General features: G+C 51.4%; 22 protein-coding genes and 1 tRNA gene. 12 read left to right on the top strand and 11 right to left on the bottom strand.

Annotated elements, in window-relative coordinates; genetic code table 11:
• The first annotated feature begins 132 nt into the window (after positions 1-132).
• Both Q1K24_RS02990 and pgeF read left to right on the top strand, forming a co-directional pair.
• Positions 133-951, top strand: coding sequence for a DUF6544 family protein (locus tag Q1K24_RS02990; protein ID WP_300365732.1), 819 nt, complete (start codon positions 133-135; stop codon positions 949-951).
• On the top strand, positions 948-1,643 hold the full coding sequence (gene pgeF, locus Q1K24_RS02985) for a peptidoglycan editing factor PgeF (RefSeq protein ID WP_300365729.1): 696 nt from the start codon (positions 948-950) through the stop codon (positions 1,641-1,643). Before Q1K24_RS02990 ends, pgeF begins: the two co-directional genes overlap by 4 nt.
• Positions 1,644-1,651: 8 nt before the next feature.
• On the opposite strand, the gene Q1K24_RS02980 is transcribed toward pgeF, so the two are convergent.
• The 6 genes from Q1K24_RS02980 to rsmA form a co-directional block, all read right to left on the bottom strand.
• The gene (locus tag Q1K24_RS02980; protein ID WP_300365726.1) at positions 1,652-2,839 is read right to left on the bottom strand and encodes a replication-associated recombination protein A; all 1,188 of its coding nucleotides are present in this window, start codon (positions 2,837-2,839) and stop codon (positions 1,652-1,654) included.
• Positions 2,832-3,227, bottom strand: coding sequence for a secondary thiamine-phosphate synthase enzyme YjbQ (locus Q1K24_RS02975; RefSeq protein WP_300365723.1), 396 nt, complete (start codon positions 3,225-3,227; stop codon positions 2,832-2,834). The genes Q1K24_RS02980 and Q1K24_RS02975 overlap by 8 nt, the downstream gene beginning before the upstream one ends.
• A gap of 6 nt (positions 3,228-3,233) precedes the next feature.
• On the bottom strand, positions 3,234-4,058 hold the full coding sequence (locus Q1K24_RS02970; RefSeq protein WP_300365720.1) for a pseudouridine synthase: 825 nt from the start codon (positions 4,056-4,058) through the stop codon (positions 3,234-3,236).
• Positions 4,055-5,020, bottom strand: coding sequence for a KpsF/GutQ family sugar-phosphate isomerase (locus Q1K24_RS02965; protein WP_300365717.1), 966 nt, complete (start codon positions 5,018-5,020; stop codon positions 4,055-4,057). The genes Q1K24_RS02970 and Q1K24_RS02965 overlap by 4 nt, the downstream gene beginning before the upstream one ends.
• Before the next feature lie 84 nt (positions 5,021-5,104).
• Positions 5,105-7,180 (bottom strand): ribonuclease J, encoded by a 2,076-nt coding sequence (locus Q1K24_RS02960; protein WP_300365714.1) that lies wholly within the window; start codon positions 7,178-7,180, stop codon positions 5,105-5,107.
• Positions 7,128-7,991, bottom strand: a complete 864-nt coding sequence (gene rsmA / locus Q1K24_RS02955) for a 16S rRNA (adenine(1518)-N(6)/adenine(1519)-N(6))-dimethyltransferase RsmA (protein ID WP_300365711.1) — start codon at positions 7,989-7,991, stop codon at positions 7,128-7,130. Before rsmA ends, Q1K24_RS02960 begins: the two co-directional genes overlap by 53 nt.
• 118 nt (positions 7,992-8,109) lie before the next feature.
• Here rsmA and hisF point away from each other — a divergent pair, with 118 nt between their 5' ends.
• From hisF to rlmN, 3 genes are read left to right on the top strand one after another with little or no spacing between them, the layout of a single operon-like run.
• Complete coding sequence (gene hisF / locus Q1K24_RS02950; protein ID WP_300365708.1) at positions 8,110-8,871, top strand: imidazole glycerol phosphate synthase subunit HisF; 762 nt, start codon at positions 8,110-8,112, stop codon at positions 8,869-8,871.
• The gene (locus Q1K24_RS02945; protein WP_300365705.1) at positions 8,868-9,455 is read left to right on the top strand and encodes a purine-nucleoside phosphorylase; all 588 of its coding nucleotides are present in this window, start codon (positions 8,868-8,870) and stop codon (positions 9,453-9,455) included. The genes hisF and Q1K24_RS02945 overlap by 4 nt, the downstream gene beginning before the upstream one ends.
• A 25-nt stretch (positions 9,456-9,480) precedes the next feature.
• Positions 9,481-10,503, top strand: a complete 1,023-nt coding sequence (gene rlmN / locus Q1K24_RS02940; protein ID WP_300365765.1) for a 23S rRNA (adenine(2503)-C(2))-methyltransferase RlmN — start codon at positions 9,481-9,483, stop codon at positions 10,501-10,503.
• Positions 10,504-10,653: 150 nt separating this feature from the next.
• Here rlmN and Q1K24_RS02935 read toward each other — a convergent pair whose 3' ends face one another.
• Complete coding sequence (locus tag Q1K24_RS02935; RefSeq protein WP_300365702.1) at positions 10,654-11,580, bottom strand: RluA family pseudouridine synthase; 927 nt, start codon at positions 11,578-11,580, stop codon at positions 10,654-10,656.
• A 124-nt stretch (positions 11,581-11,704) separates the two neighbouring features.
• On the opposite strand from Q1K24_RS02935, the gene purB reads away from it, so the two are divergent.
• The 7 genes from purB (at position 11,705) to Q1K24_RS02900 (ending at position 18,889) form a co-directional block, all read left to right on the top strand.
• On the top strand, positions 11,705-13,036 hold the full coding sequence (gene purB / locus Q1K24_RS02930) for an adenylosuccinate lyase (protein ID WP_300365700.1): 1,332 nt from the start codon (positions 11,705-11,707) through the stop codon (positions 13,034-13,036).
• Between the two features lie 36 nt (positions 13,037-13,072).
• Complete coding sequence (locus Q1K24_RS02925) at positions 13,073-15,436, top strand: ribonucleoside-diphosphate reductase subunit alpha (protein ID WP_300365762.1); 2,364 nt, start codon at positions 13,073-13,075, stop codon at positions 15,434-15,436.
• 143 nt (positions 15,437-15,579) lie between these two features.
• Positions 15,580-16,602, top strand: coding sequence for a ribonucleotide-diphosphate reductase subunit beta (locus Q1K24_RS02920; RefSeq protein ID WP_300365697.1), 1,023 nt, complete (start codon positions 15,580-15,582; stop codon positions 16,600-16,602).
• Positions 16,589-17,335: a carbon-nitrogen hydrolase family protein gene (locus Q1K24_RS02915; protein ID WP_300365694.1), complete on the top strand. Its 747-nt coding sequence runs from the start codon at positions 16,589-16,591 to the stop codon at positions 17,333-17,335. The genes Q1K24_RS02920 and Q1K24_RS02915 overlap by 14 nt, the downstream gene beginning before the upstream one ends.
• Positions 17,328-17,966, top strand: coding sequence for a protein-L-isoaspartate(D-aspartate) O-methyltransferase (locus tag Q1K24_RS02910; protein ID WP_300365691.1), 639 nt, complete (start codon positions 17,328-17,330; stop codon positions 17,964-17,966). The genes Q1K24_RS02915 and Q1K24_RS02910 overlap by 8 nt, the downstream gene beginning before the upstream one ends.
• A gap of 90 nt (positions 17,967-18,056) precedes the next feature.
• The gene (locus Q1K24_RS02905; protein WP_300365688.1) at positions 18,057-18,776 is read left to right on the top strand and encodes a DUF3972 domain-containing protein; all 720 of its coding nucleotides are present in this window, start codon (positions 18,057-18,059) and stop codon (positions 18,774-18,776) included.
• Positions 18,777-18,811: 35 nt separating this feature from the next.
• A tRNA-Pro gene (locus tag Q1K24_RS02900) sits at positions 18,812-18,889 on the top strand.
• 76 nt (positions 18,890-18,965) lie between these two features.
• Here Q1K24_RS02900 and Q1K24_RS02895 read toward each other — a convergent pair.
• The 4 genes from Q1K24_RS02895 to Q1K24_RS02880 all read right to left on the bottom strand — a co-directional run bounded on the left by Q1K24_RS02895 (position 18,966) and on the right by Q1K24_RS02880 (position 22,404).
• Positions 18,966-20,477: a diguanylate cyclase gene (locus tag Q1K24_RS02895; protein WP_300365685.1), complete on the bottom strand. Its 1,512-nt coding sequence runs from the start codon at positions 20,475-20,477 to the stop codon at positions 18,966-18,968.
• Between the two features lie 31 nt (positions 20,478-20,508).
• Positions 20,509-21,690, bottom strand: a complete 1,182-nt coding sequence (locus Q1K24_RS02890) for a nitroreductase family protein (protein WP_300365682.1) — start codon at positions 21,688-21,690, stop codon at positions 20,509-20,511.
• Positions 21,691-21,772: 82 nt separating this feature from the next.
• A complete protein-coding gene (locus Q1K24_RS02885; RefSeq protein WP_300365679.1) occupies positions 21,773-22,090 on the bottom strand; it encodes a DUF309 domain-containing protein in 318 nt (105 codons plus the stop codon).
• Positions 22,091-22,098: 8 nt separating this feature from the next.
• The gene (locus Q1K24_RS02880; RefSeq protein WP_300365676.1) at positions 22,099-22,404 is read right to left on the bottom strand and encodes a hypothetical protein; all 306 of its coding nucleotides are present in this window, start codon (positions 22,402-22,404) and stop codon (positions 22,099-22,101) included.
• Positions 22,405-22,415: the final 11 nt, after the last annotated feature.

Here is a 22,415-nt window from a genome sequence, read left to right as displayed (position 1 = left end):
AAACCATCGACGCCTTGTCATATGGTTATTCGTATTGTAGACCATGTAAAGTAAACACGCTCCAACGAATGGTAAACAGAAAGTAAATATTGCTATAATTTTCCACTCATTTCAGTCTGCAAAGGAGATCGTGTGCCTCCCGTCATCAAAAAAATCGCCGCCCTCATTGTGATGTTCGTACTTCTCAATGTCGGATTTGTCTGGTATGGCCAGGCCAGTTTCGATGCGACGTTCCAGTCGCTCGCCAAAGCGTTTACCGAAAACAACGCATCCATCACAAAGCGGTCGGAAATTCCGACACCCATCCGGCAATACCTGACAAAATCCAACATCCAGGCAAAGGATTATCGTACGATACTGATCCAGCTCGACGGCACCTACAAAAGAAAACCCGCATCCAAAGCGATCGCAATGCACGCACTCGCTCTTCTTCGTGCGACACCCGATATGCTCTGGGCCGTCCGCCTCGACGCCAACCCTCTTATAACGTTCAATGCCCTCGAAACCTATCACGCTGCCCATTCGACGATGCAGATGCTGATTTTCGGCATCATTCCGACCGGCGAATACGATTCGGAGCCCTTTGCCCGCTCCGAACTCGCACGCATTCTCGCCTACGGCCTTTTCAATCCCCTTCTGCTGGCATGTGACTGCATCACATATGAACCGGAGGGCGAAAGAGAGATCAGAGCGACCATTCACGACGGGAATCTGACGGCATCGGTCACGTTGGTGTGGGACGAAAATGGAGAGATCCGCAACGTTTACAGTGACGACAGAGTTCGATCGACGAACAATGGCCTTCAGCCTTCGCGGTGGCAAATGAGGATTCTGGAGTATGGCGATGTCGACGGGATCAGGCTTCCCAGGGAGGTGGAAGAGTCCTGGATAGTCGATGGATCTGCGTTTGTCTATGCCCGCTACACCCTGACATCCGCGAAACGTCTATGACCATCCGCACTCTCTTTACCGACCGGCATGGCGGCGAAAGCCTGCCACCCTACGACACATTCAATCTTGCGTACCATACCGGTGATCTCCCGGAACACGTGGATCGGAACCGGATACTGCTGCAAAGGCGTATCGGCTCCGAACATATCGCATGGATGGATCAGGTTCATGGCGACCGCATTCGGATAGTGGAATCTGTCGAAGAGACGACTCCCCCATCCTGTGATGCTCTCGTAACCGACCGTCCCGGTATCGCTCTGGCAGTCATGGTGGCCGACTGCATTCCCATTCTCCTGCACGACCCCGTACGCGGTGTCATCGCCGCCGTCCATGCCGGACGCAACGGCACATTTTTGAAGGTTGCATCCAAAACAGCCGAAGCCATGGGAGAGCGTTTCGGTTCCGCGATGGAGGATATTCGGGTCACGATGGGACCATCCATTCATGCCTGTTGCTATGAAGTAGGCGAGGAGATCGGTGCGATCGTCCGGAAAAATTTCGGTGACGCATATATGAACGATCGTTCTTTAAACCTTCAGGAGCTCAATCGGGAGATGTTGCTCCAGTCGGGCATAACGCGCCGGCATATCGAAATATCCGATATCTGCACCTGCTGCAATCCCAACTACTTCTCCTATCGCAGGGAGAGGACGACAGGCAGAAGCGTGGGAGTTGTCTGGATCGAGAAGTAGCACAGAGATCAGCTGCCGGCTTTGATCTTTTCGATCCACTCGTCCAGCCGTTTTTCGTAACCGACGCGTTTCGATTCGTAAAATTTCAGCGGTTTTTCGAGATAGGACTGTTGAACCCATCCGCCGAAATCGTGAGGGTAGAGGTATCCGGGATGGTCGGGGCTTCGCAGATGCTTCGGTACCGGCTGCAGATCCCCCTTTTCCACCGCTTTGACAGCCCTGTTGACGGCGACATAGGCGGCGTTCGATTTGGGAGAACTTGCCAGATAGACGCAGCATTGACTGAGAATAATACGGGCTTCCGGGTAACCGATACGGCTGACGGCGTTCATCGTGTCGACGGCGATGCCGAGAGCGTTGGGATTGGCGTTGCCGATATCTTCGCTGGCAAAGATGACCATGCGCCTGGCGATGAACTCCGGCGGTTCACCTCCGACGATGAGACGTGCCATCCAATATAGGGCCGCGTCGATGTCGCTTCCCCGCATACTTTTGATCATCGCACTGATCAGGTTGTAGTGGGTATCGCTGCTGTTCGAACCGTCATGCAGTGCCGCGGGGCGCAACTGCCTGAGACGCTCCACCGTAATGGCTCCGTCGATAACCGCTGCCGCTTCGAGAAGATTGAGCATCGCCCGCATATCTCCACCGCTTGAATCGAGAAGATAGTCACGTGCAGCGTCATCCACATCGAGCCTCTCTTTCTCTACAACTATTTCGAGCATCCGGGAAAGATCTTCGCGCATCAGTGGTTTGAACTCAAACAGCAGCGATCTGGAGCGCATCGCCGCGGTCAGGGAAAAGTAGGGATTTTCCGTAGAGGCTCCGATGATCAGAGCGTCATAGCGCTCCATAAAAGGGAGAAGAACCTCTTGCTGGGTTCTGGAGAGCCGATGTACCTCATCGACGAAAATAAGTGGTTTTCTGAGCGCCTGAATGTATTGTTTGAATATGGACCGGAGTTCGTCGACTTTCAGTGTGGTCGCATTGAGCTCATAAAAGGGGCGGTCGAGCTTCTCCGCGATGATACGGGCGAGGGTGGTTTTGCCGACACCCGGCGGACCATAGAAAAAGCTGTGCTGAAGGGCATCGTTTTCTATAAGATTCCGCAACGGCGCCGTCGGCGAGAGGAGATGCTCCTGTCCGACAACCTCATCGAGCGTACGGGGGCGGTAGAGAAGGGCGAAGTTAGCCATGAATGACTTGGACGATGACCTTTCGCTCGCGCGGACCGTCGAATTCGCTCAGAAAAATCCCTTGCCACTTCCCGAGCTGAAGTTTCGCGCTTTCCATCGGCACAACGACACGTGCACCGCAAATGGCCGATTTGATATGTGCCGCCGCATTGCTGCCCTGATGGTGGTAGGCGTGCTGTGCCGGTGCGATACGGCCGAGCGCTTCGAGAAAATCGCGTCGCAGTTTGGGATCGACATTTTCAAACAGAACGATGCTGGCTGTCGTATGGGGTGTAAATACCGCCACAAGCCCGCTCTTGATCCCTTTCTTGATGACCGCTTCGTGAACCTCTTCGGTAATATCCACCATTTCGGATGTATGGCGCGTGTTGATCGTAAGCTCTATCATGTCAGACTACTCCTCGTTTCTCTGTTTGTCGTTTTTCTCCCGATAGATCATCTCCTGCTGCGCCTTGATAAACGCATGCAGGTCATCGTACTCTTTCCGGGTCAGAAACCGTGTTTTCCCTTTGGGCAGGTTGTTGAGGCTGATCCCGCCGAAACTGATACGGTGAAGATCGAGAACTTCCCGGTCAAAATGTCCGAAAAAACGGCGGAGTTCGCGATTCTTTCCCTCCCCGATCGCCACACGGATTTTCGAATAGTTGGATTCGTTTTTCAGGATCTGATAGGCGAAAAAGGGGGCGAACTCCATCTCATCGATTCTGCTCTTTTCATGGGCACCCTTTTTCCCCTTGATCGTAATCCCCTCCTGCATCGCCTTCTCCATCGTGTGGGTAATGCTGCCACGAATCTTCAGGTTGTAGACTCTTTCGAGATTGCTGCGCATCAGAATCTCGGCGATTCGCGGGGAATCGGTGAGCAGAAGCACTCCTTCGCTGGCGAAGTCAAGACGGCCGACCGGAACGAAGTGGGCAAACCGCTTGGGCAGAGAGTCGTAAATCGTTCTGCGCCCCTGCGGATCTTTTTTCGTCACCAGCTCCCCTTTGGGTTTGTGGTAGACGATGACCGTCATCTCGTGCATCGATTTGGGTTTGACGACGCGTCCATTGACTTTGACCTTGTCTTCTTCCGTCACTTTCGTCGAAAGATCGGTCACCACTTTGCCGTTGACCTCGACCCGTCCCTCTTCGATCAACCTGTCCGCTTCACGACGGGAGTATTTCGTATTGTGGGAGATGAATTTGTTCAAGCGTATTGCACTGTTTGGCCGGCTCATCGTTTGATTCCCGCTTCCACCAGATCATGCAGGTGCAACACACCTTTGACATGCCCCTCGTCGTCGACGATCGGAAGCATCTGGATTTTGTGGTTTTCTATCAGCTCGAGCGCTTCGGCCGCCAGCATCCTGGGATTGCGGCATGTCTTGGGTGAAAGATTCGCATACTTCACGGCTTCGCTCTCAATCGAAAAGTCCTCGTTCATCAGTGCCCTTCTGACATCCCCGTCACTCAGGACGCCAATCAGTTTTTCATGCTCGTCGAGGATCAGAACATTCCCCAGACGTCCCTCACTCATCACCACCACCGCCTCTTTCAATGGTGTCGACGGGGCGATTTTCGGAAGGTTTTTCCGTCGCATCAGATCCTCGATTTTTACAAAAAGGCGCTTCCCGAGCGATCCGCCGGGATGGAACGAGGCGAAATCTTCCGCTTTGAAATTGCGCTTCTTCATCAGTGCCACGGCGAGTGCATCGCCGAGGGCCAGTGTCAGCGTGGTCGAAGATGTCGGAGCCGCATTGAGCGGACATGCCTCCTTCTCGACATGGATCGAGAGAAAGACATCCCCATACCGCGCCAGGGTCGAGTCCGGGTTGCCCGCCATCGCGATCAGCGGAATATCGAACCGCTTGATATGGGGCAGGATACGGATCAGCTCTTCGCTTTCGCCGCTATAACTGATGGCCAGCACCGAGTCGTTCGAGCCGATCATGCCCAGATCACCATGCAGCGCCTCGGTCGGATGGATAAAAAAGCTCGGCGTACCGGTACTTGCCAGCGTCGCGGCGATCTTCGCGCCGATCAGCCCCGATTTCCCGATACCCGTAATAATGCATTTGCCTTCGGTACTGTGCATAATGCCCACCGCTTTGTCGAACGCTTCGTCGATACGGCGCATCGCACTCAAGAGTGCCTGGGCTTCCGTCTCCAGCACCTCTTTCGCAATATTCTGCGGCTTCATTGGTCTCCTTGGAGAGAGATCATCTGCGATCCATAGATTTTATCATACCGTCGATGTGGACTTGCCATCCGCTCCCACTCTTTTTTAAACGACATAAACCGTCGGTACAATCAGCGGATAGCGCTTCATTTTACGAAGCACGTGTTTGCGGACCGCCTGACGAATATCGTTTTCGATCGTTCGCGTATCGAGCTGATCGGCATCCTTCTGATGTACCATATAGGTTTCGATGATCGCTTCAACCTCTTTGGCGAATCTTTTGTCGTCTTTGTCTGCGACGAGACCGAAGGTACTGACACGGGGGTGCCCCACCAGTTTGTGGTTGCGCTGATCGATCTGTGCCACAATCATGATGATACCTTCCGTCGCCAGCTTCTGGCGATCCAGCACGATATCGTTCTGGATCTCCGCGTTGGCCTGGTTGTCGATATAGGTCTTGCCGGTCTTGACCGTTTTGACCTTTTTCATGTATTTGGTCGTGATTTCAACCTGATCCCCGTCGCTCATCAGCAGAATGTTCCGCTCGTCCACACCGCACTGAACCGCCGTTTTCGCATGCCGCGCAATGTGGTTGTACTCTCCGTGGACCGGCAGGAAAAACTTCGGCTGCGTCAGACGAAGCATCAGCTTCTGCTCCTCCTGGGCGGCATGGCCGGAGACATGGATTTCGCTGAAATCCTGATACGCCACGGTCGCACCGGCGCGCATCAGGTGATTCATGACACGGGAAACACTTCCTTCGTTGCCCGGAATCGCCTTGGCCGAAATAATAATCGTATCGCTCGGCTTGATCTTGATATGCCGATGCTCATCGGTCGCCATACGATAGAGCGCACTCATCGGCTCACCCTGGCTTCCGGTCGTGACGATCAGAACCTCATTGTCACTGTAGCGGACGACTTCGTGGGCGTCGATAAAGATATCTTCCGGCAGATCGATATATCCGAGCTGGCGTGCCGTTTCGAGGTTGCGTTCCATCGAGCGGCCGATAACCGCAACTTTCCGACCATATTTGAGGCCGTGCTCGATTGCCTGGTAGACACGGTGAATGTTGGACGAGAAGGTCGACATGATCACCCGTCCTTTCGCTTTCGCGAAAAGATGGTCAAATGTTGGGCCCACCGTTTTCTCGCTGCGCGTGATGCCTGCTTTGTGGGAGTTGGTACTGTCGGAGAGAAGACAGAGAACACCCTCTTCGCCATACTGGGCAATACGGTGCAGATCGGCCGGATAGCCGTCGACCGGCGTATGGTCGATTTTGAAGTCGCCTGTATGGAAAATGATTCCGGCAGGGGTTCGGATCGCCAGTGACGACGCATCGATAATCGAGTGCGTCATGTGCAGCCACTCGATTTCGAAATCACCGATCTTTATCGGCTTGCGTTTTTCGACATAGCGGAAATATTTCTGCTTGTCGTTTTTGAGACCGTGCTCGTCAAACTTGTTGGCAATCATACCGAGCGGCAGCGGTGTACCGTAAATCGGGAATTTCAGCTCTTTGAAGAGATAGGGGACTGCCCCTATGTGGTCTTCGTGGGCGTGTGTGATGACAATGCCGTCGATTTTCTCCTTGATCGCATGCAGATAACTGAAATCGGGCACAAGAATATCGACACCGTGCATCTCTTCTGTCGGAAAACTCATGCCGACATCGATGAGAATGGCACTGTTCTCTGTTTCGAGAACGGCCATGTTGCCACCGATCTCTCCCAACCCGCCGAGCGGCGTGAAGCGGACCCGTGCTTTGTTGTTGACATCGATCTTGTTGGCTGTTTTTATGCGCTCTTCCTGCACCGCTTTGTTGGCGGCGATAGCCTGGTTGATATCGGTATAGATACCGTCACTGCTGCGCTGGACGTTCGACGGTGTTTTGTAGTGCGATTCGGGATTGCGGCCGTTGCCACGTCCCCGTCCTTTCTGTCCGCCGCGACCGCGCTGGCCGCCACGCTGACTTCCTCCGCGCGGTCTGTTTTGTCCGCCGCCCTGGGAGGTGTTCTTCTGCTGCTCCTGCCGCTTCTCTCCCTGCTGCTGTCCTCCGCTGCGAGGGCGTCGGGGGCGTCGACTGCGGCTCTGGTTGTTTGGATTGTTCGAACCGCCGCTACGCTGATCACTCTTGTTGTTTCCGGATGGATTGTTTCCCTGTGGTTTTTTCTCTTCCATCTATATCACCTTTGTTCGTTAAAATCTTGTATAGGTGGTGATAGAGGGATGTATCCACTTCATGGGGCCGGACAGAGGGTTTCAAGTCGACCGAGGCGAGAGCCTCCATTACATCTTTTTTGGCAAAGCGGGCCGAAAGATTCTTCGCCAACGTTTTGCGCGGCTGGGTAAAGGCCGTTTTCAAAAACGCTTCGAACCGCGGATCGTCAAGCGTTCTCTTTTTCACGATCCGAAGCACCGACGACATCACATTGGGTGCGGGCACAAACGAATCCGGAGGCACGTCAAAACAGAGACGCACTTCCCCGACGCTTTGGGCGAGCACGGAGAGGGCAGAAAACGGCTTCTGTCCGGGCTGCGCGCCAAATTTTTCGGCAACCTCTTTTTGCACCATGACCAGCAAACTTCGACAGTTCGGATCTTTGAGTGCACGCAAAATAATGTTCGTTGCGATGTAATAGGGGAGATTGGCAACCAGATGGTAAGGCCGGTCTTCCAAACTCTCTTGATCCCAGTGACTCAGAACATCCCCGCAACGCAGTTTCAGTCTTCCATTCTCCACGGCAGCTGCAAAACGTTTGCGCAAATGCTCACAAAGGTCTCTGTCCACCTCATAAGCGGTGACATCCTTATTCTCGACCAGATATTTGGTCAAATCACCTAACCCAGGCCCAATTTCGACAACCGGCTGCGCATCGTTGGGCATCGATTCGATGATTTTATGGATAACCGTTTCATCTTTGAGAAAATTCTGTCCAAACTTTTTTTTGGCCCGTTTTTCGTCGCGATGATACGAATTGGTGTTTATCATACTGAAACTTTTCTTAAATATAGATTACGTTTTTTAAAAAATGCTTAAATATTTGCGATTTTTTGCATGGAATGCGATATAATGCGCCAAACATTATACATAAAAACGGAAGTATCTTTTGGAAACATTTGCCAAACGCATCATACCATGCCTCGATGTCAAAGACGGACGTGTCGTCAAAGGTGTCAACTTTGTCGGCCTCAAAGACGCCGGCGATCCTGTCGAAGTTGCCAAACGTTATAACGAGGAGGGGGCGGACGAAGTCACCTTCCTCGATATCACGGCGAGCCACGAGAACCGCGATACGATTGTCCATATTGTCGAGGAGGTCGCCAAGGAGGTATTCATTCCGTTGACGGTCGGCGGCGGCATCCGAAAGCTGGACGACATCTATGCCCTGCTCAATGTCGGTTGCGACAAGGTGAGCGTCAACTCGGCTGCCATCAAACGTCCGGAATTCATCGACGAAGGAGCGAAACGTTTCGGATCCCAGTGCATCGTTGTCGCGATCGATGCCAAACGTGTCGCTCCGGGAAAATGGAATGTGTTTATCAACGGTGGACGTATTGATACCGGCATCGATGTGCTCGAATGGGCCCGTGAGGTAGTCGACCGTGGCGCCGGAGAGATTCTACTTACATCGATGGATGCCGACGGCACCAAAGCAGGGTATGATAACGTGCTGAATCATGCCGTCAGCACGTCGGTCAATGTACCGGTTATCGCGAGCGGAGGAGCCGGAACGATGGAACATATCAAAGAGGCGTTCGAAGCCGGTGCGGACGCGGCACTCGCTGCTTCGATCTTCCATTTCAGAGAGATCGAGATTCTCGATCTCAAACGTTACCTGCACGACAACCATATTCCGGTACGCCTATGATCCTTTGCGCCGGCAACAATGAAACTTTTCCATTTGCCACGCCGATCGGCATCGGTCTGTGTGAAAGTGCGGTCAACCTTACCCGTCTCGTGCTGATGAATCCGCCGGAATTTCTTCTTTTTGTCGGAAGTGCGGGGAGCTATGGAAACCATCAACTATTCGACATTGTCGAATCGAAAGCGGCCAGCCAGATCGAGCTCTCCTATTTGCTGAAAAAAAGTTACACCCCTCTTGAAAACAACGTGATCGTATCGGATGAAAATGTTTCACGTGAAACACCTATCACGAAACTCGCCGATGCCGACCATCCGATCATCGTCAATTCAAGCAACTATATCACGACCGATTTTCAGCTCTCCCAAACTTTCAACAGACTTGGAATCGGTCTGGAAAACATGGAGTTCTATTCGGTGATGCAGGTCGCACAGCAATTCAATATTCCCTGCGGCGGCATATTTGTCGTCACGAACTTCTGCAATATGGATGCGCACAGAGATTTTCTGAAAAACCACAGCGAAGCGATGGAGCGCCTCGCAAACCATTTGATGAAGAGGATACCCAATCTTGAAACCGTCGATTCTTGATTACACCCAAAACGAACTGGAGACCATGTTTCCGCCGAAGTTTCGTGCGAAGCAGATATTCAACTGGGTCTATCAGCACCATATCGATTCGTTCAGCCAGATGGAGAACATTCCAAAAAAACTTCGGGAAGAGTTGGAAAACGACTATATCATTTCACCATTGAAAATACTCCAGAAACAGAGAAGCAGTGATGGGAGCATCAAATATCTGTTCGAACTCCAGGACGGACACACCGTCGAAGCGGTGCTTCTGAAAATGAAAGATGCCGAATATGATGAACACGGGGAGTTGCTGCATCATGCGAAATTTACCGTATGCGTCTCCAGTCAGGTTGGATGCAAGGTTGGATGCGCATTTTGTCTGACGGCCAAAGGCGGTTTTATCCGCAATTTGAGTGCGGGAGAGATCGTAGGACAGGTTTTGGAAATCAAAAAAGACAATGACATAGCGAGTAATCGCAGAGTCAACATTGTCTACATGGGCATGGGCGAGCCTCTTGACAACCTGGAGAATCTTGCAAAAGCGATCAGAATTTTCGCCAACGAAAATGGACTCAGTATTTCACCGAAACGTCAAACCGTGTCAACGAGCGGCATCAGTACGAAGATAGAAAAGCTTGGAAAGATGGAGCTTGGAGTCCAGTTGGCAATCAGTCTTCATGCCGTTGACGATGCGTTGCGCGAAGAGTTGATTCCAATGAACAAAGCGTACAATATCGCATCGATCATCAGAGCGGTCAAAGCCTTTCCTGTCAACACACGCAAGCGCGTCATGTTCGAGTATCTTGTCATCAAAGATGTCAATGACGACATTGCAAGTGCGAAAAAACTGATCCGCCTGTTGGAAGGAATCAAATCGAAAGTCAACCTGATCTATTTCAACCCATATCCGGGCACACATTTCGAACGTCCGGAACCGGAACGGATGAAAAAATTTCAGGAGTACTTGCTGAGCAAAGGAGTACTCTGTACGATCCGGGAATCGAAAGGACTTGACATCAGTGCAGCCTGCGGCCAGTTGAGAGAGCAGGAACTATCAACCACATAGCCATGGTTCTGAATACTTATGAAAGGGACTCGATTTGACCTATCTCGATTACGGCATGATACTGTTTTTGATACTGGTAGTCATCGTAGGAGTCGGCGGCTTTATTCTCGCGAACCGCGAATGACACCGGTTGTGTAACGGTGCGTCTGTTTATCCTCCATGCCGTTTGGCGGGAGGCACGATCATCTTTTTCAAATCTTCGAAATCAAAGTTGGAGACAAATCTGTAGGAAACACCCTCAAGATTGAACTCCAGGGTCTGGGCGTGCAGCAGAAGCCGGTCTGCCCCCATGTAAAATAGCCGATCCTCTTTTTTAAGTTCTTTGTCCAGATAGGCGATGGCCACCTCCGTAGGAACTCCGTATATCGGGTCACCAAGAATCGGATGTTTCACGTGAAACAAATGGACTCTTATCTGATGTTGACGTCCGGTATGCGGATAGGCCTGCACCAATGTGGCGTCATGCTCCGGATCATACTCGATCGGTACGAAATGCGTCAAAGAGGGTTTCCCTTCCGGATGAACCAGCATTTTCAGCTTTATGGTCGAAAAGTCACTGTTTTGCTTCAACGGCACATCGACATCGAAGGGCTTTTCAACCCGTCCGCGCACCCATGCCAGATAACTCTTCCTGACGCCCCGTCCTTCGAACATCATTTTGAGTTGGCGCTCCGCTCGTTTGTGTCGACTGACAAGAAGGAGACCGCTTGTCTCCATGTCGATGCGGTGAATGGCGTTGGCATCTTTGCCATACACATGACGGATGTCGTCGAGCATGGAGTAGGGCGTGCGATATGTAGTCGGATGAACGAGCGTACCGCTCGGTTTGTCGAAAAGACCGAAATCGGTTGTCGTGAAAATCGGTTTGAGTCCACGGGACTGCGGCACAAACTCTTTGACTTCGATCTCTCCGCAGATTGAGTGGCCGCTGTGCTGCCAGATTTCGCCATTGACAACCAGTCGTCCTGTCGCGACAATTTTTTGAGCTTCACCCTGTCGAACTCCCAATGTTTTCATCAAAAAAAGAAAAGCGGGAAGCGGTTTGTCGAGATGGTAAAGACGATTTAAAAAAGCCATATCGATCCTCTGAATTTTTGGTTCATTTTTTTACCTCTTTTTAACACATTTTTCTATAAAATCTATATATTTTAGAGTAACTTCCGGATTCAACTGGATTCCAGACACTTCCAAAAGGATTGAAATGGTAGAACGGTACGCCAGAGAAGAGATGAAGTCCAAATGGACGATGCAGGCAAAATACCAGGCATGGCTCGATGTCGAAATCGCAGCCGTAAAAGCGTGGAATCGGCTTGGACTCATACCTGACGAAGATGCAAAGAAAATCGAAGCCAATGCATCGTTCGATATCGAACGGATCGACGAGATAGAAAGAGAGACGCGACACGACGTCATAGCGTTCCTGACGTCGGTGGCAGAAAGTCTTGGCGAGGAGAGTCGCTGGGTCCACTACGGTATGACAAGTTCCGACACGATCGACACGGCCGTTGCACTGCAGATGCGTGAAAGCCTCACATTGATTATCAACGATGTCAAACAGATCATGGAGACAATCAAGCGTCGAGCCATGGAGCACAAATTGACATTGATGGTGGGACGTAGCCACGGCATCCATGGAGAACCGATCACATTCGGCCTCGTTCTCGCGATTTGGTATGACGAAATGAAACGCCATCTCAAAAACCTTGAAGAGACATACGAAATCATCAATGTAGGCAAGGTCAGCGGCGCGATGGGAAACTTCGCCCATGCACCGATCGAACTCGAGGAGTATGTCTGCGAAGAGCTCGGTCTCACGCCCGCGCCAGTTTCGAACCAGGTCGTGCAGCGTGACCGCTATGCGCGACTGATGAGTGCGCTGGCACTGCTGGCTTCGACGGTCGAAAAGATCGCCGTCAACATTCGGCATTTTCAGCGCACGGAGGTCTATGAGTGCGAAGAGTTTTTCCACAAAGGGCAGAAAGGCAGTTCCGCCATGCCGCACAAACGCAATCCCGTGCTGAGCGAAAACCTGACGGGGCTGGCCCGTATGGTTCGAAGCTACTGTGTCCCGGCGATGGAGAATGTCGCTCTCTGGCATGAGCGTGACATCAGCCACAGCTCCGTCGAGCGGTTTATACTGCCGGACGGTTTCGTGACAGCCGACTTTATGTTGATGCGTCTCGACGGGTTGCTTGACAAATTGGTTGTCTATCCGGAAAACATGATGAAAAACCTGAACCTCACCGGCGGACTCGTCTTTTCGCAGCGCGTCCTTTTGGAGCTTCCGAAACGTGGTGTGACACGGGAAGATGCGTACAAAATCGTCCAGCGCAACGCGATGAAAGTGTGGGAAGATCTGCAGAAGGGCAAACCTGCACTCAACGAAAAGGGGGAGAGCCTCTATCTCCAGTACCTGCTCGCTGACGAAGAGCTGCGCAGCAAGCTGAGCGAAGAGGAGATTCGTGACTGTTTCGACTACGGCTACTACACCAAAAACGTCGATCGCATTTTCGAGCGTGTCTTTGGAAAATAACGGAAAAGGGGAGTATACACAATGTCATTGGGAGTGTTGACAGTTATCAAGCGGAACGGACGAGCCGAACCGCTCGATATTACAAAAATTCAGAAATACACATCGGCTGCCGTCGACGGACTGGAGGGCGTAAGCCAGAGCGAGCTGGAGGTCGATGCGAAGATCCAGTTTCGCGACCGCATAACGACCGAAGAGATTCAACAGACATTGATCAAGACAGCCGTTGACAAGATCGATATCGATCGGCCCAACTGGACCTTTGTCGCAGCCCGTCTTTTTCTCTACGATCTTTACCACAAAGTCAACGGGTTTACAGGATACAATCATCTGCGTGAATATTTTGAAAAGGGTGAGGCAGAGGGCCGTATCGTACTCGGATTGAAAGAGAAGTATGACCTCGACGATCTGAACGACTACATCAAACCGGAACGCGATCTGCAGTTCACCTATCTGGGTATCCGTACACTGTACGACCGCTACCTCCTTAAAGATAAGGAGAACCATCCGATCGAACTGCCCCAGCAGCTTTTCATGGGCGTGGCAATGTTCCTGGCGCAGAACGAACTCAACTGCCAGGAGTGGGCGAAGAAGTTTTATGACGTCATCAGCAAATTCGAAGTAATGGTCGCCACCCCGACACTCTCCAACGCACGCACGCCAAGACACCAGCTCTCATCCTGCTACATCGGCAGTACGCCCGACAAGATCGAAGGGATTTTCGATGCCTACAAAGAGATGGCGCTGCTGAGTAAATTCGGGGGAGGCATCGGCTGGGACTGGAGCAAAGTCCGGGCTATGGGAAGTTATATCGACAGCCATAAAAATGCGGCGGGGGGCATCGTACCGTTCCTGAAAATCGCAAACGACATCGCGATCGCCGTCGACCAGCTGGGGACACGCAAAGGTGCGATCGCCGTCTATATTGAACCATGGCATATCGATATCTGGGATTTCATCGACCTGAAGAAAAATTCGGGTGAAGAGCGACGGCGTGCCCACGACCTTTTCCCAGCACTCTGGATCAACGACCTCTTCATGAAGCGGGTAGAAGAGGACGGCGTCTGGACGCTTTTCGATCCCTATGAAACGGGCGACCTGACCGACCTGCACGGCGACGCTTTCGAAAAACGCTATCTCGAATATGAGAATGACCCGAACATTCTCAAAGAGCGTGTCAAAGCCAAGGAGCTTTGGAAAAAGATACTGATGAGTTATTTCGAAGTGGGCAACCCATTCCTCTGCTTCAAAGATACGGCCAACAAAGTCAATCCAAACGACCACTGCGGTATTATCCGCAGCTCTAACCTCTGTACGGAGATTTTCCAGAACACCGAACCGAACCACTACAAAGTCCAGGTGAAGTTTGTCGACGGAACGATCGTCCATTATGAAGAGGAGGAGGAGATCACCGTCGACAGCGGCATCACCAAGAAAGCGAAAAAGATCACCGCACTCGACAGTGTCGGCGGAAAAGAGATCTATATTGTCGAGAAGGTCGGGGAGGATGGCAAAACGGCCGTCTGTAACCTTGCCAGTGTCAACCTCTCGCGCATCCACGAGAAAGAGGATATCGAGCGTGTCGTCCCGATCGCCGTCCGCATGCTCGACAATGTCATCGACCTGAACTTCTACCCGCTCGAAAAGGTCAAAAAGACCAACGAACGGTCACGATCGATCGGCCTGGGTGTCATGGGCGAGGCCCAGATGGTCGCCGAAAAACAGGTAATGTGGGGCAGCAGCGAACACCTGAATCTGATCGACGAAGTGATGGAGATGATCAGCTACAACGCGATCAAGGCTTCGTCCAACCTCGCCATCGAGAAGGGGTGTTACCCCGATTACGAAGGCTCCAAATGGAGCCGCGGCATTCTCCCTATCGACAACGCCAACGATCATGCCCGCGCGTTGACCGATCGCGGCGGACTGTTCGGCTATACCTATGACTGGGACACACTGCGCAAAAAGGTCAAGGAGGATGGTATGCGCAACGGCTACCTGATGGCGATTGCACCCACGAGTTCCATCTCCATTCTCGTCGGCACGACGCAGACCATCGAGCCGGTTTACAAGCGAAAATGGTTTGAAGAGAATCTGAGCGGCCTCATCCCGGTCGTCGTACCGAACCTTTCACCCGATACGTGGGAGTACTATATGCCGGCATTCGAACTCGACCAGCGTATCCTTGTGAAAGCGGCAGCCGTTCGTCAGAAGTGGATCGATCAGGGGCAGAGTCTCAACATCTTCATGTCGCTGGATAAAGCGAGCGGACGCTACCTGCACGAAATCTACACCGAAGCGTGGCGTCTTGGCATCAAGTCGACCTATTACCTCCGAAGCCAGTCACCGGAGATGCAGGAAGAGGTTGCGGACCGCAGCATGGAGTGCCTCGGCTGTCAATAAAAAAATAGAGTTTCCGGCCACCGAGAAATGGGTAAGGCCGGGAGCTATGCATAATTTTTTCTTATTTATAAAACTTCTTTTATCTACTTTTGGATACAATCGATTTTACTTCCAATTCCACACGTAAGAGGTACCAATCAGCCATGAAAAAAAAGCTCTACAGCACAGAATGTGACACAACACGTTCAACCACCTCTATTATCAATGGCTGCACGGCAGGTATCATCAATTTGAACCGCTGCAGCTACGAATGGGCCTACAATCTCTGGGAAGTGATGATGGCCAATACGTGGTTTCCCAAAGAGGTCGACCTGACCGAAGACGCAAGGGACTACAAGCATCTTCTTCCGGCAGAACGGCGCATGTATGACAAAGTCCTCGCGCAGCTCATCTTCATGGATTCGATTCAGACCAACAACACCGTCGACAACGTCAATCCGTGGATCACGGCTCCCGAAGTCAACATGTGTCTCGTACGGCAGGCATTCGAAGAAGCGCTGCATTCGCAAAGCTACGCCGTCATGGTCGACAGTATTTCGATCAACACCGACGAAATCTACGACATGTGGAAATCCGATACGGAGCTCCTTCGAAAAAACTCCTTCATCGGCGATGTCTACGAAAAATATGGCGAATTGGCGCAGGACGACGACGAAGCGAAACTCTACATGCTGGTCGCCAACCAGTGCCTCGAGGGCATCTATTTCTATAGCGGCTTCTCGGCGATGTATGCACTCGCACGCAGCGGAAAGATGCTCGGAAGCGCCCAGATGATCCGCTTCATCCAGCGCGACGAAGTGACACACCTCGCGCTCTACAGCAACATCATCAAAGAGATCAAGCGCGAATATCCACATCTCTTTAACGAACGGGTTGTCAACAACATGCGGGAGATGTACCGCCAGGCCTATGAGCTCGAGCGCAACTGGGGATGGTATGTAACGGAAGACCAGATCCTCGGTCTCAACCAGCAGATCATCGACGAATACATTCAGTACCTGACCGACAAACGCCTCAAAGCGATCGGTCTCGAGCCGATGTTCGGTGCCGACAACCCGATCAAATGGGTTGACAGCTTCTCGACATTCAACGACCAGAAAACGAATTTCTTCGAAGGAAACGTCACCAATTATTCAAAAGGCAGCATAAGCTTTGACGACTTCTAAACCGCCGGTCAAATGCTTCGCCCTTCAACTCCCAACCGATTCATCGGATTTTCAAAACAACATTTCACGGCTTTGCCGTGAAATCGAGAAGCTGCCGCCAAAATCGATCGTTGTCACACCGGAAGTCTTTATTACCGGTTATCCTTACGACAGCATGGACGATGCCGCCAGAGTTTCCAAAAAAGCGTTGGAAGAGATTGTAAAACGCTCGACAGACAAAACTGTCACATTGACAGTGATCGTCAAAGAGAATGACAACTTCTACAACCGCACCTATGTTATTCATAACGGCAGCATTGTGCATACACAGGATAAAATCAAGCTCTTTCTCCTCGGCGATGAAGACAAATACTTCTCTGCAGGAAGCGAAGAGAAATTGCATCTGTTCGAAATAGACGGTATCAAAATGGGATTGATGGTCTGTTTCGAGCTGCGATATACCGAATACTGGCAAAAACTCAGAGGAGCGGACATCATCCTCATACCGGCAAGATGGGGGCTTCCCAGAAAAAGCCACCTCGATATACTGCCTCAGGCGCTTGCCATCTGCAACCAGTGCTATTGCATCGTCGCCAACAGTGCCGATACCGATATGGCCAAAAGCAGCGCTGTCATAGATCCAAACGGCGAAAAGATCACAGATGACGACGCCATGCTGATCGAAGGGGTTGTCGATTTCAGACGCATCAAACTGATCCGCCGCTACATCCGCATGGGAGTTTTCAATGATTGACCGCGCAAAACAGATCAAGCTCGAAAATTTCGCGGACGACATCGCATCGGAAATCCCCTTGACACCAGCCATTTACAGAGCATTCGCAGCCATCGAGAGAGAACTTTTCGTTCCTGTTGGCTTTAGGCACTGGGCTTATCGCCTCGATGCACTCCCAATCAAGGCGAACCAGTGGATAAGTTCTCCGCTTACCGTGGCGAAAATGACGGTATACCTCGAGCCGGATGATGCGGACAACGTACTCGAAATAGGCTGCGGCAGCGGATATCAGGCGGCGATCCTGAGTCGAATTTTCAGGCGTGTCTTCACTGTCGAGCGTATCGATGCGCTGCTCAAAGAGGCAAAAGAGCGCTTCAAAAAACTCGACATCCACAATATACATACACGTCTTGATGACGGCCAGCGGGGATGGCGACAGTACGCTCCGTTTGACCGCATTCTTTTCTCTGCATCAACACCAAAAGTTCCGGAAAGCCTTTTCGACCAGTTGGCCGAAGGAGGGATCCTGGTTGCTCCGATTGAAAGAGGAAACGAGCAGATCATCACCCAGTTCAGAAAAAACGGCGACACCATTCTCGAAGAGCCGAAAGAGAGTTGCCTGTTTGTTCCTGTCAAGTCAGGCATCGAGTAAACACTCTTTACACTTCAAAACACGTAGCTTCGGTGCTTTCCATGCACACTTTTTGGTATAATGTATCAAAAATGACAATGATGGGACAAAATGATGCAACAGCTTGTCAAGCCTTCCGAATATGCCAAAATGCATGGCCTTTCACGCCAAAGTGTCTACGCAAAAATCAAACGGGGTACACTGCCTTCCCGTAAAATAGACGGACGCTACTATGTCATTGTCGCAACCGATATTGAATCGGAAGTTGACAATTCCGCGACAAATGAGAAAATCGAGCATGTCTCGCTGATTGACGAATACCGCGAAATACTCAAAGCCAAAGATGAGACGATCGACATACTCAAAGCCTCCATCGAGGATCTCAAAGAGGCCAATGCACAGATCACACAGACTCTGCAGGAGGAGATCACACTTCTGAAGCAGGCCTTTCACGAGATGAAAGTGATTTACCAACGCGACTATCAATTGACACACAACACAACGGAAACCCCGGAAGAAGAGGTGACGGAAACGCCCCATGCCGAAATGGAACCGGAACCGCCCAAAGCCGAACAGCAACCAAAAGAGAAAGAGAAGAACCAGAAAGAGAAAAAAAGAGTAAAGGAGAAAAAAAAGAGCAAAGGGAGCGAAGAAGAGTGCTGGATTCCTCTTGGCGATCTGATTCAGCGACAGCAATACAACTACAACAAAGCCAAACAGGTTGTCAAACGTTTTAAAAAAGCGTACAAAAAGGGTGACAAGCGAATCAAAAAGCAAAACGGCATCTACTATATCTCGTGTTACGACTTTTATGAGGACATTTTGGACTAAACATCTCTTTTTGGTATAATGCCACTCTCAAATGTCGGGGTGTGGCGCAGCCTGGTTAGCGTGCTACCTTGGGGTGGTAGAGGCCGCGGGTTCAAATCCCGCCACTCCGACCATTGCTCCTTTTTATTCACCACACAAAACGATTCAGACGTATTACCGCCTCTCAGCTATTGCGGGAGTATCGCATTATTACTCTCTTTCCTCCGTTTGTGTTTCTTCATCTTCGACAATTACCCGGTTTCTACCTTCGTTTTTTGCCCTGTAGAGGCTTTTGTCGGCGCGCGCCACGAGAGAGCCGATCGACTCGTTCCTCTGACGAATGGCTATACCTATGCTTACGGTAACGTTTTCGACACCGTCGAATCGATGGATATCAATGTGCTTGCGCAGTTTTTCGGCGATAATACGAGCCTGCTCATGGGAAGCGTTGGCGACAAAAAGAAGAAACTCGTCTCCTCCATAGCGGCAGAAAATATCATCTTTGCGGATGTGGGTCACGATGATGCGGGCAACCGTTTTGAGCACTTCATCGCCCCTTTTGTGCCCATATGTATCGTTGATCTGTTTAAAATTGTCGATATCGATAAAAATGAGAGCATAGCGCCTGTCCCCGTTACCCAGCTGGCTCATGCATCCTCTGCGATTGTAAATACCGGTCAGCGGATCGATATTGGCTGCATAGGCCCGAATGCGATAGAGATGGATCATCACTACGAGCAGTAGTGCCACGATGACGAGAAGCAATACGGCAATTTTCGCGACCTGGACGGTTGAAACGACGTTGGATACGGCCCCATCGTCCTCGTTGAGAACGATATAGTATCCGACATAGCTGCCATCGATCGATTTCAAAGGGATGAAGCTGACAATGTTGTAGCAGTCCGATTCGCTCCGTAGAATTTTGGAAAATTCCCGATAGGGAAGAAGATTGATTTTAAAACCTGTCTCCTGCAGTACCTTGCAGCTGTCAACCACCTTCTCCCGGATGACAAAAGAGGGATCGACATAGCATTTTCGGAAGACATGAAGCTCTTTCAAATCCGCTCTCTCTTTCAGGCGATCGAAGTTGAATGCAAGATAGTAGCGCGTCTTCCCTTCACTGATATGCTCGAGTACCTGTTTCATCACGCAAAATGAAAAAGAGAGTTCCACACTTCCCACATATTCATTCTGATACGTCAGCGCATAGATGGCACGGTATGCCCCAAGATAGCGTCCGATTTCAAACCCAAACAACGGCTTATGCTTTTCGATGATCATTGCGATAGACGGGCGGATGGCAAGAAGCGAATCTCCATATTTTGTGGGTTCATGAACCCGCAGAAACGAGGTGCCGTCAGGCAGGTGGAATTGGAGGTGGCGCAGATTGTACCGATGCAGATTGTTGTAGATCGGCAGATATCGTTTCAGAAGTTTTTTCCGGACCGCTTCGGCACTCTCTTTCCCTTTTTCGAGGCGGTACATCAGCGCCTTCAGCTGGTCATCGAAGATAAGCGATGCGATCGTATCCGATGCCGTCTTGAATGTCTCCCGTTCGAGCATAATCAGCTTTTTCTGTGTCTGTGTGGCCCGGGCGGCGATCGCATCCATTTCGTTCTCGCTGTAATATTCGATACCCACATACAAAAAAAGCCCGATCATTACAATACCCGCACACTTCATCAGTGTCACGAGCAATACACCTTTATTTTGAAGCAACATAATTTATTCTATCATTTTTCTATTAAAACCATCACACACCGACAGCCATTGCGTAAAGCACCATCCTTGTCTCCTGCAGAAATTCTGCCACTTCATCATCATAATAGGCTCCTATGCCGCTGCATCCAAGGCCGAGATATCCGGAAACGAGATAGATCCTGTGACCGATGATGCCGGCTTTCTGATAGAGCGCACGGTAGTTGCACCCATCGGAGAGAAAGAAAAAGGTTACGGCACTTTCGCTTCCGAGCCGCTGTTCCAGACAGAGATATCCCGCCTTTTCGGAAAAGTCGCCAAACCGCACCATCTGGCCATTCTCGCAGATACCGACAGGCATTCCCTCGACCCTGTTGAGCACCGCATAGATCTTGAGCGGTTCGTCACAATCGCTCGGAACGGGCCGGCCGATACTCTCCATAATCGCTTCGAACTGCCCTTTCGTAATGGGCCGGGAGGAGAACTCACGCATCGACCGTCGTTTCAGTATCGTCTCTTCCCACGCCTCTTTCTGAAACGAAAACATGGGAAACCTGGGCTCTTTCCGGCATCTGTGCAGAGGCATCGTCTCGAGATAGGCCCGTTCGATTGCAGGATCGGGTTCGAAGATCCCGGTGGGATCGGCCTGTGTAAGCCGGATGTTCGGCACCGTGACCTCCGACGACCTCTCCGGCACTGCCACGATGGCAGCCGACAGAAAAAACTCCTCCCTCCCGAAGCCGAAAAAATGGTTGAGTTTCTCCAGATCCAGGTCATAGGCAACACGATACGCATGATCGTATAGGTAGCTCCCCGTTTCGATGGCTCCGAGCAGATGGCCGGCATCGAGGAGGCAGTACCGGTAGGATCTCGTCCTGTACTTCCATGCAGACCGGTAGTAGGGCGAACTGATGAAAAAGAGGAGTCCGCGCATCGGATGGCGGATATTCAAAAAGGGCTCGAGTCCCTCCCCTTTTTGCAGAGGATGCAGAAGAACGGCGGACGAGGAGCCGACCTCGAAGTGATAGATGCCGTCGTCGAACCCCACGACACCCCGAGCCTGAAAGTAGAGTTCGTTCGGATAGAGTGCCCCGGCGCTCGGATTGGTCCGCAGATAGTACTCGACGCCCGGATAGCTCTTTTTGGCCGTTATGCCGCCGATATGGTAGAGAAAGGCATGTGCCGGATACTTTTTGTCCAGACGAGTACGGGGATAGCGCTCGGGATAGAATTTCATCGACAGCGGCTGATTATCCCAGTCGAGCCGATTTGGCGACCGGCGCACGGAAAGCCAGGAGTGCCGGGTTGCGTCGTGATAATCACGCCCTGAACAGTTGTTCATATGTCGTTTCCAGAACGTTGTCGACCGCATGGTAAAGGGGTTTGCGCCCGGCATCGGTCCGCTCCATCAGCGGCCGATACTTCAGGTAGACACCCCATGCCTTCCGGGCCGGTTCCATACGCCCACGCTTGACCAATTCGAATGCGACCGACGCATTGATAAAGCCCTTGATAAGGAGAACCTCATCATCTTTCTCGAACCGATTCGGATACCAGACCGCCTCCAGCACCTCATGCGCTTCGTAATAGTTTCCATTCCGAATCAATCGGATGAAATGTTCACACGCCTCCCCCATCCCGTCTCCTATATGCGCAACGACTTACGCCAATAGCCGCGGCCGCCGCGCAGCGATATGCAGATTTTATCGGGAAATCTCCTGCGAAATTCCGGGAGTCTCTCTTTGGTCTCCTTGCCTGTGTCGCAGTAAAAGACGAACACGGTACCTTCGGGGTACTTTTTCAGCTCGAATGGGTTGTAGAGAACCGTCTCGGCACCCTCGATCGCTTTGGCGATCGTATCGACGAGCAGCACATCACGCCCTTCCGCTTCAAGTGCTTTCCTGGCACGCAGAAACTCCTCCTGCGTCCATTCGTCTTTGAATTCGGCCATTCAGCGGTAGT

The organism is Hydrogenimonas sp., from assembly GCF_029932565.1.
GTDB lineage: Bacteria > Campylobacterota > Campylobacteria > Campylobacterales > Hydrogenimonadaceae > Hydrogenimonas.
This window is presented reverse-complemented; position numbering and strand designations above follow the sequence as displayed.